Below are 13,498 nucleotides of genomic sequence, written 5' to 3'. Positions count from 1 at the left end.
CCGGATGCCGTCAATGGCGCGACCCCTTGTGAAGGCGTCGTCACGAATGATGCGGCGGACCGCCTCATTCCGAAATGGCGCACCGGATAACGGACAGTGGACTCAGTTCTTCCGACCGTCGAATGCGGACGGACGAGGGCCCCGACCGGTGTGGTCGGGGCCCTCGTCGTGCAACCGTGTCGATCGTCCCGGGCTTACGCGGCCGAGCCGAAATTGGACCGCCGCTGCGGGGCCCCCGACCCCGTCCGGGCCGATCCGGCGGCGCGACGGGCCTGCGACGGGCGGCTACGTCGTCCCCGCGAGGAGGAGCCGCCGCGCTTGGCGCGTTCGACGACCGGCCTGGCGATGGTGACGGGGATACCGGACGGGGCCTGGGCGCCGGTGATGCGACTCAGTTCGGCCTCACCGGAGCGGACCTTGGTGGTGTGCGGGGTGATGCCGGCCGCGCTCATGAGGCGGGCCATGTCGCGGCGCTGGCCCGGCAGGACGAGGGTGACGACGCTGCCGGACTCGCCGGCCCGGGCCGTGCGACCGCCGCGGTGCAGGTAGTCCTTGTGGTCGCTGGGCGGGTCCACATTGACGACCAGGTCGAGGTTGTCCACGTGGATGCCGCGGGCCGCGACGTTGGTGGCCACCAGTACCGTCACGTCGCCGGACTTGAACTGGGCGAGCGTGCGGGTGCGCTGGGGCTGGGACTTGCCGCCGTGCAGCGCGGCGGCGCGGACGCCGCTGTTCAGCAGGTGCTGGGTGAGCTTGTCCACCGCGTGCTTGGTGTCGAGGAACATGATCACTCGGCCGTCGCGGGCGCCGATCTCCGTGGTGGTGGCGTGCTTGTCGGCGCCGTCGACGTGCAGCAGGTGGTGTTCCATCGTGGTGACGGCGCCCGCCGAGGGGTCGACGGAGTGGACCACCGGGTCGGTCAGGTAGCGCCGGACCAGAAGGTCGACGTTACGGTCCAAAGTGGCCGAGAAGAGCATCCGCTGCCCTTCGGGCCGCACCTGGTCCAGCAGGGCGGTGACCTGGGGCATGAAGCCCATGTCGGCCATCTGGTCCGCCTCGTCCAGCACGGTGATGCCGACCTGGTTCAGGCGGCAGTCGCCACGGTCGATGAGGTCCTTGAGCCGCCCGGGGGTCGCGACCACGACTTCGGCTCCGCCGCGCAGAGCGCTGACCTGTCGGCCGATCGCCATACCGCCGACGACGGTGGCCAGCCGCAGCTTCAGCGACCGGGCGTAGGGGGCGAGCGCGTCCGTGACCTGCTGGGCCAGCTCCCGGGTGGGGACCAGGACCAGCCCCAGGGGCAGACGGGGCTCGGCGCGCTGTCCGGCGGTGCGGGCCAGCAGGGCCAGGCCGAAGGCGAGGGTCTTGCCCGAGCCGGTGCGCCCACGGCCCAGGACGTCGCGGCCCGCGAGGGAGTTCGGCAGCGTGGCGCCCTGGATCGGGAACGGCACGGCCATGCCTTCCGCGGCCAGGGCCGCCAGCAGCGCGGGCGGCATGTCCAGCTCGGCGAACGTCTCGGCCGGAGGCAGGGCGGGAGTACGGGTGACGGGCAGGGCGAATTCTCCCTGCGGCGCGACGGGACGACGGCCGTTCCCCCCGGAGCGGGGACGGCCGGAGCGGGGGTGGCCGGAGTGGTTGTTCGTGCGGGCAGTGCGTTTCATACGGACCTTCCTCGATGCGGCACGTCGAGGAATTCCCGGCAGCAGCAGGCCGCGCATAAAAGAATCGCAAGAACGAACCGAACAGATAAACGAAGCGAAGCGGGGCGGAACAGGTGCGCCCATCGCGTCGAAAGATGACCGGCATACGCCACGAAGACGGACGCTCAAGATGCCGGATCACCGGGAAAACGAGCGGGGGCCCGCACCCAAGGTGCGGGCCCCCACGTCGCTGTACGCGTCAGCGTCAGGCGGGAACGATGTTCTCAGCCTGCGGGCCCTTCTGGCCCTGCGTGAGGTCGAAGCTCACCTTCTGGCCCTCCTGCAGCTCGCGGAAGCCCTGGGCGGCGATGTTCGAGTAGTGGGCGAAGACGTCGGGGCCGCCACCGTCCTGCTCGATGAAGCCGAAGCCCTTTTCCGAGTTGAACCACTTCACGGTGCCAGTAGCCATGTCATATCTCCTTCGGGCGCAGTGCCCGGAGCCCGCACTTTGCGGACCCCGCGTCGCCGCGATGATTGCCCCTCCGGAAATGCACCGGAAAATACAAAAGCATTCCCGCCATATACGACGGCGAGGACACTTGAAGTCTGGGAACCACAACTGCAACCGCCAACGACAGTAGCACGGCACGCCGGGCCACGCACGGAAACGACAGTCGCCCTCGGCGAGGTAAAAACTCCCCACCAATTCAGAAGCTATTTCTGCAGTCGCGGCATTACATATTGAGCATCGGCGGGGAGAACGCCACCGAGGACCGAGGGACCGCCGGGAAGACGGCCGGGGGTGGACGGCGGAGGCGACGCCGGCGGACCCGCCGAAGACCCCATGGCGGCCGAACGGGCGAGGCGGGCGACGGGGAGCTCGGGCCCGCGCGCCACCCGCGCCCGCGTCGCAGCAGGAGACCACCGTGATGACCAGGACCACCGCCACCGCACCCGCACCTTCGCTCCCCCACCTCCCCGCCCCCGGGCCACCCTGGGCCTGTTCCGGCATAGAGGTAAACCTGCATCGGCCGCAGTAGACATGCGGCGCTCCTGCGGTTAGTGTTTCTCGCGTAGCCAACGACGTCAGTCAGGCGCGGCAGAGACGAACTGCCGCGAGCGGAACACGGCACGACAGCGGAGTGGCGGGGCCAGGAAGTGCAGGAAGGTCCCGCCACTGGCTGCCGGGCCGGGTGGCTCCCAGGGCCACCACGCATGACGCACGACAGCAATGCCAGCAAGAGCAGCGAGAGAAGAGGAGAGGCGGAGACACCATCAGGATCGCCCGAGCACGGACCTGGTCCGCTCGGGTACCGCAGGCCCCGGATTGGAAGGTGGTCCCCGGTCACGCAGCCGCGATCCCCGCATCCCGCCCTCCCGGCGGGCAGCGGAAACAGAAGGCCGGTGCACAGCGCCGGTAGATGGTGATGAACCCTCGGGGCCCTGGTGCCATATGGCACCAGGGCCCCTCGACGCGTCCTACAGAGAGGTGCGATGAATTCGAAGCCCCGAGAGCGAGCCACCGACAAGTTCGATGACGACGACTATCCCGCGTACACCATGGGCCGTGCCGCGGAGATGATCGGCGCCACCCCCGCCTTCCTGCGGGCCGTCGGCGAAGCCCGCCTCATCGTCCCCCTGCGCTCCGAAGGGGGCCACCGCCGCTACTCCCGCTACCAGCTGCGCATCGCGGCACGCGTGCGCGAACTCGTCGACCAGGGCACTCCGATCGATGCCGCCTGCCGCATCGTCATACTCGAAGATCAGCTGGAAGAAGCCCAGCGGCTCAACGAAGAGCTGCGGACGCCCGCCGCCGAGGCGAACCAGTCCGACGCTTCCTGACCACACCCCCGCCCCCGAGGCGGCCACGCCACCGTCCCACCACCCGCCCCGCCTGCCGAACCCCCGGGATCACCCGCTTTTCCGATGTATCGTCACCCACATGGGAGCTGGGGTGCTGCGATGCGGGGTATGTGGATCCAGTCGGCTGAGCCCGGTCGGGCAGCTCAGGACGGTCGAAGGCCAGAATGACCGCCTCAGGCTCAAGTTCCCCCGCCCGCGCCTCTACAAGCTCCGCCCGGCGTTCGAGGTCGACTTCGCCCGCGCCTGCCTCGACTGCGGCGCCGTGCTCCCGTTCCTCAGCGACGTGGACCTCAAGCGGCTCAACGAGGACGCCGACGACCTGACCGGCTACGACACCTGAAGTGTCGCCCGCAGGGCGGTGAGCGGTGCGCGCAGGGCCGCGATCCGGGCGCGGTCGGCGCCGGGAGCGTCGGCGAGGTCGTCCAGGGCGCGTACGGCGTCGTCCACGACCTCCCAGTACGGCCGGGCCTCGGCCAGCTCCGTCAGAAGCCGCTCCGCCCCGGCCCAGTCGCCGAGGGCGGCTCGGCTGATGACCGGGGCGGCCGTCCGGGTCTGCGCGCAGCGCCTCTTCCGGAGAGGCGCACAGCCGGTGGTAGGTCTCCTCCAGCCGGCAGTCCAGCCACCGCTCGTGCTCCCACCACCGCTCCTCCGGAAGCGTCTCCTCGATCTCCCCTTGCCATCGCGCGAAGGCGTCGGCGAGACGGAGGTGACGCGCCCGCCACCGCTGGGGTGACTGGTTGCGCTGGAGCCGCAACATGGCAGTACGGACGACGTCGTGATACCCACAGCGGCCGGAGCGGTCGCTGACGAACGGGAGCGAGCGCAGCCAGCCGTAGAGCCCGGCGGCCTCGTCCTCGACCGCGGCCCGGTAGATGTCCTCGTCCAACCGCCGGGGCAAGGCCGCGGCCAGCGCTGCCGAGCGGTGCACCTCGTCGCTCACCCACTTCAGGAAGCGCTCGACGGCGGTGCCGCTCGGATCGCCCACGGCATCGGCGGTGGCGGGCTGGGCCTCGGCCAGCATCGACACCAGAACAGGCAGCCCTCCGGTGAGGCGGAGCGCGACTTCCACCACCTGCTCATCGACCACTCCCCTGGCCGAGAGGAGCTGCCGGGCCTCGGCCTCCGTGAACGGGGTCAGTGGGATGTCCGCGATGAGGTCGGCGTAGTCGGCCCAGCAGTGGGGAGCGAGCGTGCCCTGCCCCGCGAGGGTCACCACCGCGTTGGCCGGGAGCGACCCGTAGCGGCCCTCGATCATCATGTCGCGCAGCCACGTGTCGAGCAGCGGGCCGGTGCGTTCGTACGTATCGAAGAACCAGGTCATCCAGGGCACGGAGGCAGCCACCTCGGCCACGTCGTTCAGGAACGCCGGGGTCAGCACGTCCAGGGGCGAGATCACCAGGTCCACATCGTCGTGGCTGCGGAAGCGGGAGCTGAGTTTGGCCCGCGCCCGATCGGCCGCCTGCGCGATCCGCTCCGGCTCCGCCGCCCCGGCGAAGGCCCCGACGCCCGGCACCATCCCCAGCCCCACCAGCCCGGCACGGGCGACGAACGCACTCGACGCCGAGGCCGGGTCTTCGCCCGTCGCGCCCTCCCCCTCCGACGGCGTCGCGCCTGCCGCCGAGTCGGCCTCGTGCCGTCGCTGCCGGTAGGTCGCCAGCAGCTTGTCGAACGACTTCAACGGATGCCCCTGCCGGGCGAACTGGGCGCTGATGGCCGCCATGACCTCGGGGACGCTGTTCACGGACTCGTCCACATAGGCGATGAGCGCCCGGTGCTCGCGTGCGGTGTTCTCCCACTGCCGCACCAGCGTCGTCTTGCCGACACCGGCGTCCCCGCGCACATGGAACACAAAGCGGTGCGCCTCGTCCTCGGGCGGTACCGCGAAGTTCTCCCGGTACGCGGCCATCTCCTGGCGCCGCCCCACGAACCGGCGCCGCTGCCGGATCAGGTCCCGCATCGTCGGCCGCTGCGCTGCCACGGCTCCCCCTTCCCCCGCATGCAGCGTAGCCGTGGCTGACGACACCGGGTCCGGAACAGGCGCACGTGGCCCCGGCGGCGCAGCGGGAGTTGGGCGCCGCCCCTACTGTTCGCCGGTCAGCGACTTGAACAGGTGCACGTCCGCGTGGCCTCCGGGGATGCCGAGCGTCCTGCCGGTCTCGGCATAGCCGTGGCGCTCGTAGAAGCCGGGTCCCGCACCCCGGCCATCCACCAGCCGGATCGGGCCCGGTGGGGGTCACGTTGATTACTCCTGTCCCGAGGACGCCCGCCGCTTCGTGCGGCCGCCGGACCCCATCGCCGAGATCGACGCCCTGCGCCGCGCGCGGCCGACAGGCGGCCGGGTCAGTCGGTGACGCCCAGGCGGAGGTGTTCGACGTGATGGAGGGCCTGGTCGAGGAGTTCTGCCACGTGGTTGTCGTGGAGGGTGTAGACGACGGAGCGGCCCTGGCGGGTGCCGGTGACCAGGCCGAGGTTGCGGAGCAGGCGGAGCTGGTGGGAGCAGGCGGACTGCTGCATGCCGACGGCTTCGGCGAGTTCGGTGGCGGGGCAGGGGCCTTCGCGGAGGCGGGCCAGGATCAGCAGGCGGGACGGGGTGGCGAGGGCCTGGAGGGTGGCGGCGACCGTCGGGGCGTTCTCGGGGGTGAGGCGGGCGCGCGGGGCGGCGGCGTCGCCTGCGGGGGTTTGTGCTCCATGGCCCATGGGCTCATCCTACGGACCACCAGATGCATGAATAATTGTTCAATTGTTGGTGGTACGGTGTGCGGCCATGACCTCCACGCTCACCACCCGGTCCACACCGACGGCGGCCCGGCCGTCGGCCGTGCCCCGCCGCCGTACCCGTGTGCTCGCCCTGCCGGAGGCCCGCTGGGCGCTGTCGGCGCTGGTGCTGTTCCTGGTCGCGCTGGCGGCGCAGCTCGGCGGCGCGCCCGATTGGGTGTGGGAGCCGCTGTACATCGCCGTGTATGTCACCGGGGGCTGGGAGCCGGGGCTGGAGGGGCTGAAGGCCCTCAAGGACAAGACCCTGGACGTGGATCTGCTGATGGTGGTCGCGGCGATCGGCGCGGCGGCCATCGGGCAGGTGCTGGACGGCGCGCTGCTGATCGTCATCTTCGCGACCTCCGGCGCCCTGGAGGCGCTCGCCACCGCGCGGACGGCCGACTCGGTGCGCGGGCTGCTGGACCTCGCGCCCGCGACCGCCACCCGGCTGCTGCCCGGCGGCGGTGAGGAGACCGTGGCCGCCGACGCGCTCGCGGTCGGGGACACGGTGCTGGTCCGGCCCGGGGAGCGGGTCGGTGCCGACGGGCGGGTGGTGGACGGGGAGAGCGAGGTCGACCAGGCCACCATCACGGGCGAGCCGCTGCCCGCCGCCAAGGCGGCCGGGGACGAGGTGTTCGCCGGGTCCGTCAACGGCACCGGCGCGCTGCGGGTCCGGGTCGAGCGCGACCCGTCGGACTCGGTGATCGCCCGGATCGTGCGGATGGTCGAGGAGGCGTCGGAGACCAAGGCGCCCACCCAGCTGTTCATCGAGCGGGTCGAACAGCGGTACTCGCTGGTGATGGTGGCCGCCACCGTCGCCCTGTTCGCGGTCCCGCTCGCGCTCGGCGCGGCGCTGCAGCCGACGCTGCTGCGCGCGATGACCTTCATGATCGTCGCGTCCCCGTGCGCGGTGGTGCTGGCCACCATGCCGCCGCTGCTGTCAGCGATCGCCAACGCCGGACGCCACGGCGTGCTGGTGAAGTCCGCCGTCGTCATGGAGCGCCTGGGGCAGGTGAACGCCGTCGCGCTGGACAAGACCGGCACCCTCACCGAGGGCACGCCCCGGGTGACCGAGGTGCGCCCGCTGCCCGGTGCGGGGCTGGACGAGGACGCGCTGCTGCGGTTGGCGGCCGCGGCGGAGCGGCCGAGTGAACATCCCCTGGCCCGGGCCGTCGTGGAGGCGGCCCAGGCCAGGGGACTGTCACTGCCGGATGCTGAGGGGTTCAGCTCCGCGCCCGGGCTCGGCGTCCGCGCGACCGTGGACGGACGCGAGGTGCGGGTCGGGGCGCCCGCCCGGCTGCTGCCGACCGGTTCCCTCGCGTACGAGGAGGTCGCAGCGGTGGAGGCGTCCGGCCGTACCGCCGTCGCCGTCCTCGCGGACGGCACGCCGGTCGGCGTCCTCGGCCTCGCCGACCGGCTCCGTCCCGGCGCGGCGGAGGCGGTCGGCGGCCTCACGGCGCTGACCGGCACCGCGCCGGTGCTGCTCACCGGTGACAACCGGCGCGCCGCCGACCACCTCGCCGCCGAGACCGGCATCCACGACGTACGCGCCGGGCTGCTGCCGCAGGACAAGGTGGCCGCCGTACGGGAGTGGGCCGACGCGGGGCGCCACGTCATGGTCGTCGGGGACGGCGTCAACGACGCCCCCGCCCTGGCGGCCGCCCACACCGGCGTCGCCATGGGCCGGGCGGGCTCCGACCTGGCGCTGGAGACGGCCGACGCGGTCGTCGTACGGGACGAACTGGCCGCCCTCCCCGCCGTCGTACGGCTCTCCCGCACCGCCCGGCGCCTGGTCGTCCAGAACCTGGTCATCGCCGGTGTCTGCATCACCGCGCTGGTCGTCTGGGACCTGGCCGGGCAGCTGCCGCTGCCGCTCGGCGTCGCCGGGCACGAGGGCTCCACCGTCCTCGTCGGCCTCAACGGGCTGCGGCTGCTGCGCGAATCGGTTTGGCAGCAGCGCTGAGGCTCAGTCGCCGAGCACCGGCAGCAGCTCCGGAAGGTGTCCGTCCGAGGCGAGGGCCGCCGTCTGCCGCTCCTCCGGGACGTCCGCGTACGTCGTCGTCCGGGCGCGGGCCGGGCGGCCCGCCAGGTCGGCGATGCCGATGAGGTCCTGGATGGAGCGGTAGGAACCGTACGAGGAGCCCGCCATGCGGGAGATGGTCTCCTCCATGAGCGTGCCGCCCAGGTCGTTCGCGCCGGAGCGCAGCATCTCGGCCGCGCCCTCCGTCCCGAGCTTGACCCAGCTCGTCTGGATGTTGGGGATGTGCGGGTGGAGGAGGACGCGCGCCATGGCCGTCACCGCGCGGTTGTCGCGGGTGGTGGGGCCGGGGCGGGCGATTCCGGCGAGGTAGACGGGGGCGTTGGTGTGGATGAAGGGGAGGGTGACGAACTCGGTGAAGCCGCCCGTCTCCTGCTGGATCTCCGCCAGCAGCCGCAGATGGCCCAGCCAGTGGCGCGGCTGGTCGACATGGCCGTACATCATCGTCGAGGACGAGCGGATGCCCAGCTCGTGCGCGGTCTTGATGACCTCCACCCAGGTCGCGGTCGGCAGCTTGCCCTTGGTGAGGATCCAGCGCACCTCGTCGTCGAGGATCTCGGCCGCGGTGCCGGGGATGGTGTCGAGGCCCGCCTCGCGCGCCGCCGTCAGCCATTCGCGGATGGACATCCCGGTGCGGGAGGCGCCGTTGACGACCTCCATCGGGGAGAACGCGTGGACGTGCATCCCGGGGACGCGTTCCTTCACGGCGCGGGCGACGTCGAAGTACGCCGTACCGGGCAGGTCCGGGTGGATGCCGCCCTGCATGCACACCTCCACCGCGCCCACGTCCCACGCCTGCTGGGCGCGGTCGGCGACCTGGCTGAGGGAGAGGGTGTACGCGTCGGCGTCGGTGCGGCGCTGCGCGAAGGCGCAGAAGCGGCAGCCGGTGTAGCAGACGTTGGTGAAGTTGATGTTCCGCGTGACGATGTACGTGACGTCGTCGCCGACCGCCGCGCGCCGCAGGTCGTCGGCGATACCACACAGGGCGTCCAGCGCGGGCCCGTCGGCGTGCAGGAGGGCCAGCGCCTCGGGGTCGGTGAGCTTCGTCGGGTCGTCGGCGGCCTGCGACAGCGCGGCCTTCACGTCCGCGTCGATACGGGACGGCCGCATGCCGGGCGCGGCGGCCTCGCGCAGCGCCTCCCAGTCGCCGTACACCTCGTCGAAGTCGTCACGCCGGTCGCCGGTGCGGCCCTCGGTGTCGATCGTGCGGTGCAGATCGGTGCGGCCCGAACTGGAGGCCGTGAACTCCTCGTCCGGCTCCTGCCAGGGCAGCCCGGCGGGCAGCGCGTCCGGGCGGGCGAGACCGGTCTCCGGGTCGGCCAGCGCGCGCACGTGCGGCAGCAGCCGCGGGTCCAGCCACGGCTCACCGCGCTGGATGAACTCGGGGTAGACCGCGAGCCGTTCGCGCAGTTCGAACCCGGCGGCGGCGGACCGCTCGGCCAGTTCGTCCACCTGGGGCCAGGGGCGCTCGGGGTTGACGTGGTCCGGGGTGAGCGGGGAGACGCCGCCCCAGTCGTCGATCCCGGCGCCGATGAGCCGCTCGTACTCCGCGTCGACCAGGTTCGGCGGCGCCTGGATGCAGCCGGAGGGGCCCAGGATGTGCCGGGCGACCGCGACCGTGGCGAGCAGGTCCTCCAGCTCCGCGTCCGGCATTCCGCGCATCGCCGTGTCCGGCTTGGCACGGAAGTTCTGCACGATGACTTCCTGGACGCCGTGGTACGAGCGGGACACGCGGCGCAGCGCGAACAGCGAATCGGCGCGCTCCTCGTACGTCTCCCCGATGCCGATCAGCAGCCCGCTGGTGAACGGGACGGAGCTGCGGCCCGCGTCCTCCAGGACGCGCAGCCGGACGGCCGGTTCCTTGTCCGGCGAGCCGTAGTGCGGGCCGCCGGGCTCGCTCCACAGCCGCTCCGACGTGGTCTCCAGCATCATGCCCATGGAGGGCGCGACGGGCTTCAGCCGCTGGAAGTCCGTCCAGCTCATGACGCCGGGGTTGAGGTGCGGCAGCAGCCCGGTCTCCTCCAGGATGCGGATCGCCATGGCCCGTACGTACGCGATGGTGTCGTCGTACCCCTCGGCCTCCAGCCACTCGCGCGCCTCGGGCCACCGGTCCTCGGGGCGGTCGCCGAGCGTGATCAGCGCTTCCTTGCAGCCCATCTCGGCGCCGCGGCGGGCGATGTCCAGCACCTCGTCCGGAGACATGAACATGCCGTGGCCCTCGCGGCGCAGCTTGCCGGGGACGGTGGCGAACGTGCAGTAGTGACACTTGTCGCGGCACAGCCGGGTGAGCGGGATGAAGACGCTGCGCGAGTAGGTGATGATCCCGGGACGGCCCGCGGCCTCCAGACCGGCGTCGCGCACGCGCGCGGCGGAGGCGGCCAGATCCTTCAGGTCGTCCCCGCGCGCCTGGAGCAGCACCGCCGCCTCGGCGGTGTCCAGCGCCACGCCCTCGCGGGCCCGCTTGAGCGCACGGCGCATCGCGTTGGCGGTGGGGGCACTCGGTTCATTTCCCTGCGCGCTCGTGGTCATCCTCCGAGCATACGAGTGGTGTCCGACACCGCCAGACTGGCCGGGCCTGCGGTTTTGTGGGTCTGATCACGACAATTCGGCGTGGACGCCGGGAATACGAATGCGGCCTACAGATACTGCGCGTACGCGTCCAGGGCGTGCAGGATCTCCGTCTCGTCCCCGGACGGGAGCTGGACGACAACGTCCTCGATGCCGAGCCCGGCGTAGTGCGCGAGCTTGCCGGGCGAGGGACGCACCGCGTACGGCACCACCTCCAGCGCCGCCGGGTCCCGCCCGGCCTCCGCCCAGACGCGGCGCAGCTCCGGGATGGTCTCCGTGAGCCCGCCGCCGCCGATCGGCAGCCAGCCGTCGGCGTACGCGGCGATGTGCGCGAACAGGCGCGGTCCGGCCGCCCCGCCGATCAGGGTGCGCGGCCCGGTGAGCGGGTCGCCGGGCGGGCGCTCCCGGATCACCGGTTTGGGGTACGCGAGGCTCGCCCGTACTGACGCGTGCGGGCCCTGATGGGCCGTGGGCTCCTCCGCCCACAGCGCGCGCATCAGCGCCATCCGGTCGCGGACCAGCTCGCGGCGCTCGGACCAGACGGTGCCGTGGTCGGCGGCCTCCTCGACGTTCCAGCCGTAGCCGATGCCGAGGGTGAAGCGCCCGCCGGACAGGAAGTCGAGGGTGGCGACGCTCTTCGCGAGGACGACCGGATCGTGCTGGGCGACCAGGCAGATGCCGGTGCCCAGCGCCAGCCGCTCGGTGACGGCGGCCGCCTGGCCGAGGGCCACGAACGGGTCGAGGGTGCGGCCGTAGGGGCGCGGCAGCGGCTCGCCCATGGGGGCGGGGGTGTCGCGGCTGACCGGGATGTGGGTGTGCTCGGGCAGATACAGCCCGGCGAAGCCGCGCTGCTCCAGCTCGCGCGCGAGCCAGGCGGGGCGGACGGTCTCGTCGGTGAGGAACACGGTGGTGGCGATGCGCATGAAGGGGCCGCTCCTGCCGTAGTGAACGCCTGGGGCTCATGGGATGGGTGAGGAACGTGTGGGGGACGTATGTTCCCTCTCCGCCATGGAGTTATCCACAGGCCTTTCCGCGGATGTCACCGACACGTACAACGGTGTGACGCGGGTGACACGAATCCGACTGTGGGGGCAGGGCATGCAGCGACGGGACGTACTCAGACTCTCCGCTCTCGCGGGCGCGGCGGGGGTGGTCACGCTCGACCCGGTGAGCTTCGCGCAGGCCGACGACGCGGACCTCGGGGAGGAGAAGTCCCGCACGATCACCGGCCATCTGCCCACCGGCTCCCCGGACTTCGTCTACCTGCCGGTGGAGGTCCCGCCCGGGGTGCGCGAGATCGCGGTCTCCTACTCGTACGACAAGCCCACCGTGCCCTCCGGCACGCAGGGGAACGCGTGTGACATCGGCGTCTTCGACGAGCGCGGTACGGAGCTGGGCGGGCGCGGCTTCCGCGGCTGGTCGGGCGGTGCCCGTACGGAGTGCGCGATCAGCGCCGCGGAGGCGACCCCCGGCTATCTGGCGGGCCCGGTCCGGCCCGGCACCTGGCATGTCGTCCTCGGCCCCTACACGGTCGCCCCGCAGGGCCTGGACTACAAGGTCACCGTCACCCTGCGGTTCGGCGCCCCCGGCACCACGCCGAAGCCGGTCTATCCCCCGCAGCGGGCCAAGGGGCGTGGCCGGGACTGGTACCGGGGTGACTCCCATCTGCACACCGTGCACTCCGACGGCAAGCGCACCCCGGCCGAACTGGCCGCCGCCGCCCGCGCCGCCGGCCTCGACTTCATCACCACCACCGAGCACAACACCACCTCCGCCCACGGCGCGTTCGAGGGCCTGTGGGGCGACGACCTGCTGATCATCACCGGTGAGGAGATCACCACCCGGAACGGCCATGTGGTCGCCCTCGGCATCGCCCCCGGCACCTTCATCGACTGGCGCTACCGCGCCCGGGACAACCGCTTCGGCCAGTTCGCCCGCAAGATCCGCCAGGCGGGCGGCCTGGTCATTCCGGCCCACCCGCACGGCACCTGCGTCGGCTGCAACTGGAAGTTCGGCTTCAACGGGGCCGACGCGGTGGAGGTGTGGAACGCCGACTTCGGCCCGGACGACGAGGCGACCGTCCTGGAATGGGACAACACCCTGGTCGCCGCCGCCCGGGGCGACGGCCGCTGGCTCCCCGCCGTCGGCAACAGCGACTCCCACCGCGAACCCCAGCCCGTGGGCCTGCCCCAGACCGTCGTCCTCGCCGACGACCTGTCACGCACCGCCCTCCAGGACGGCATCCGCTCCGGCCACTGCTGGATCGCCGAGTCCTCAGAGGTCGACCTCACCTTCGAGGCCGTCGACGGCCGCGGCCGCCACGCGGGCATCGCCGACCGCCTCCCCGCCGCCCCCGACGCCGAGGTGACGGTCCGCCTCAAGGTGTCCGGCGCGGGCCCCGGCCGCCAGGTCCGCTTCATCACCGACCAGGGCCCCCTCTACACCACCACCCTGCCCGCCACCGGCTCCGCCACCGTGGAGTGGAAGACCACCCCCTCCTACGCGGCCTACGTCCGCGCCGAGGTCCGCCATCCGGCGGCGGACGGCGGCGCGTCGGGCATACCGGGCCCGATGGTCGCCCTGACGAACCCGATCTGGCTCGGCGAGCGCGAGGGCTGACGGGGCGTTCCGCTCA

At 72.2% G+C, this 13,498-nt stretch carries 10 protein-coding genes; 3 read left to right on the top strand and 7 right to left on the bottom strand.

Annotated elements, in window-relative coordinates:
• Positions 1-194: 194 nt before the first annotated feature.
• Together ACZ6CL_RS28885 and ACZ6CL_RS28880 are read right to left on the bottom strand one after the other, a co-directional pair.
• Positions 195-1,661, bottom strand: a complete 1,467-nt coding sequence (locus ACZ6CL_RS28885) for a DEAD/DEAH box helicase (protein ID WP_468940644.1) — start codon at positions 1,659-1,661, stop codon at positions 195-197.
• Positions 1,662-1,905: 244 nt separating this feature from the next.
• A complete protein-coding gene (locus ACZ6CL_RS28880) occupies positions 1,906-2,109 on the bottom strand; it encodes a cold-shock protein (RefSeq protein ID WP_123105039.1) in 204 nt (67 codons plus the stop codon).
• A 1,025-nt stretch (positions 2,110-3,134) separates the two neighbouring features.
• Here ACZ6CL_RS28880 and ACZ6CL_RS28875 point away from each other — a divergent pair.
• Entirely contained in the window at positions 3,135-3,482 is a 348-nt protein-coding gene (locus tag ACZ6CL_RS28875) for a MerR family transcriptional regulator (RefSeq protein WP_468940640.1), read from the top strand.
• Here the strand turns inward: ACZ6CL_RS28875 and ACZ6CL_RS28870 are convergent.
• From ACZ6CL_RS28870 to ACZ6CL_RS28860, 3 genes are all read right to left on the bottom strand, one after another.
• Positions 3,427-5,481, bottom strand: coding sequence for a tetratricopeptide repeat protein (locus tag ACZ6CL_RS28870; protein WP_468940638.1), 2,055 nt, complete (start codon positions 5,479-5,481; stop codon positions 3,427-3,429). The two genes, ACZ6CL_RS28875 and ACZ6CL_RS28870, sit on opposite strands and share 56 nt — an antisense overlap.
• 102 nt (positions 5,482-5,583) lie before the next feature.
• Complete coding sequence (locus ACZ6CL_RS28865) at positions 5,584-5,712, bottom strand: hypothetical protein (RefSeq protein ID WP_468940636.1); 129 nt, start codon at positions 5,710-5,712, stop codon at positions 5,584-5,586.
• Positions 5,713-5,843: 131 nt separating this feature from the next.
• A complete protein-coding gene (locus ACZ6CL_RS28860) occupies positions 5,844-6,200 on the bottom strand; it encodes an ArsR/SmtB family transcription factor (RefSeq protein WP_468940633.1) in 357 nt (118 codons plus the stop codon).
• A 67-nt stretch (positions 6,201-6,267) separates the two neighbouring features.
• On the opposite strand from ACZ6CL_RS28860, the gene ACZ6CL_RS28855 reads away from it, so the two are divergent.
• Entirely contained in the window at positions 6,268-8,220 is a 1,953-nt protein-coding gene (locus ACZ6CL_RS28855) for a heavy metal translocating P-type ATPase (protein WP_468940631.1), read from the top strand.
• 3 nt (positions 8,221-8,223) lie between these two features.
• On the opposite strand, the gene ACZ6CL_RS28850 is transcribed toward ACZ6CL_RS28855, so the two are convergent.
• On the bottom strand, positions 8,224-10,824 hold the full coding sequence (locus tag ACZ6CL_RS28850) for a bifunctional FO biosynthesis protein CofGH (RefSeq protein WP_468940629.1): 2,601 nt from the start codon (positions 10,822-10,824) through the stop codon (positions 8,224-8,226).
• Between the two features lie 107 nt (positions 10,825-10,931).
• Positions 10,932-11,786, bottom strand: coding sequence for a TIGR03619 family F420-dependent LLM class oxidoreductase (locus tag ACZ6CL_RS28845; RefSeq protein WP_468940628.1), 855 nt, complete (start codon positions 11,784-11,786; stop codon positions 10,932-10,934).
• A gap of 175 nt (positions 11,787-11,961) precedes the next feature.
• On the opposite strand from ACZ6CL_RS28845, the gene ACZ6CL_RS28840 reads away from it, so the two are divergent.
• Positions 11,962-13,482 carry a CehA/McbA family metallohydrolase gene (locus ACZ6CL_RS28840; RefSeq protein ID WP_468940739.1) on the top strand — a complete coding sequence of 507 codons (1,521 nt, stop codon included), beginning with the start codon at positions 11,962-11,964 and terminating at the stop codon, positions 13,480-13,482.
• Positions 13,483-13,498 lie beyond the last annotated feature (16 nt).

It is taken from the genome of Streptomyces sp. NPDC041200 (assembly GCF_055591805.1).
The sequence above is the reverse complement of the archived record's forward strand: the minus strand, read 5'-3'. Positions and strand labels throughout refer to the sequence as shown.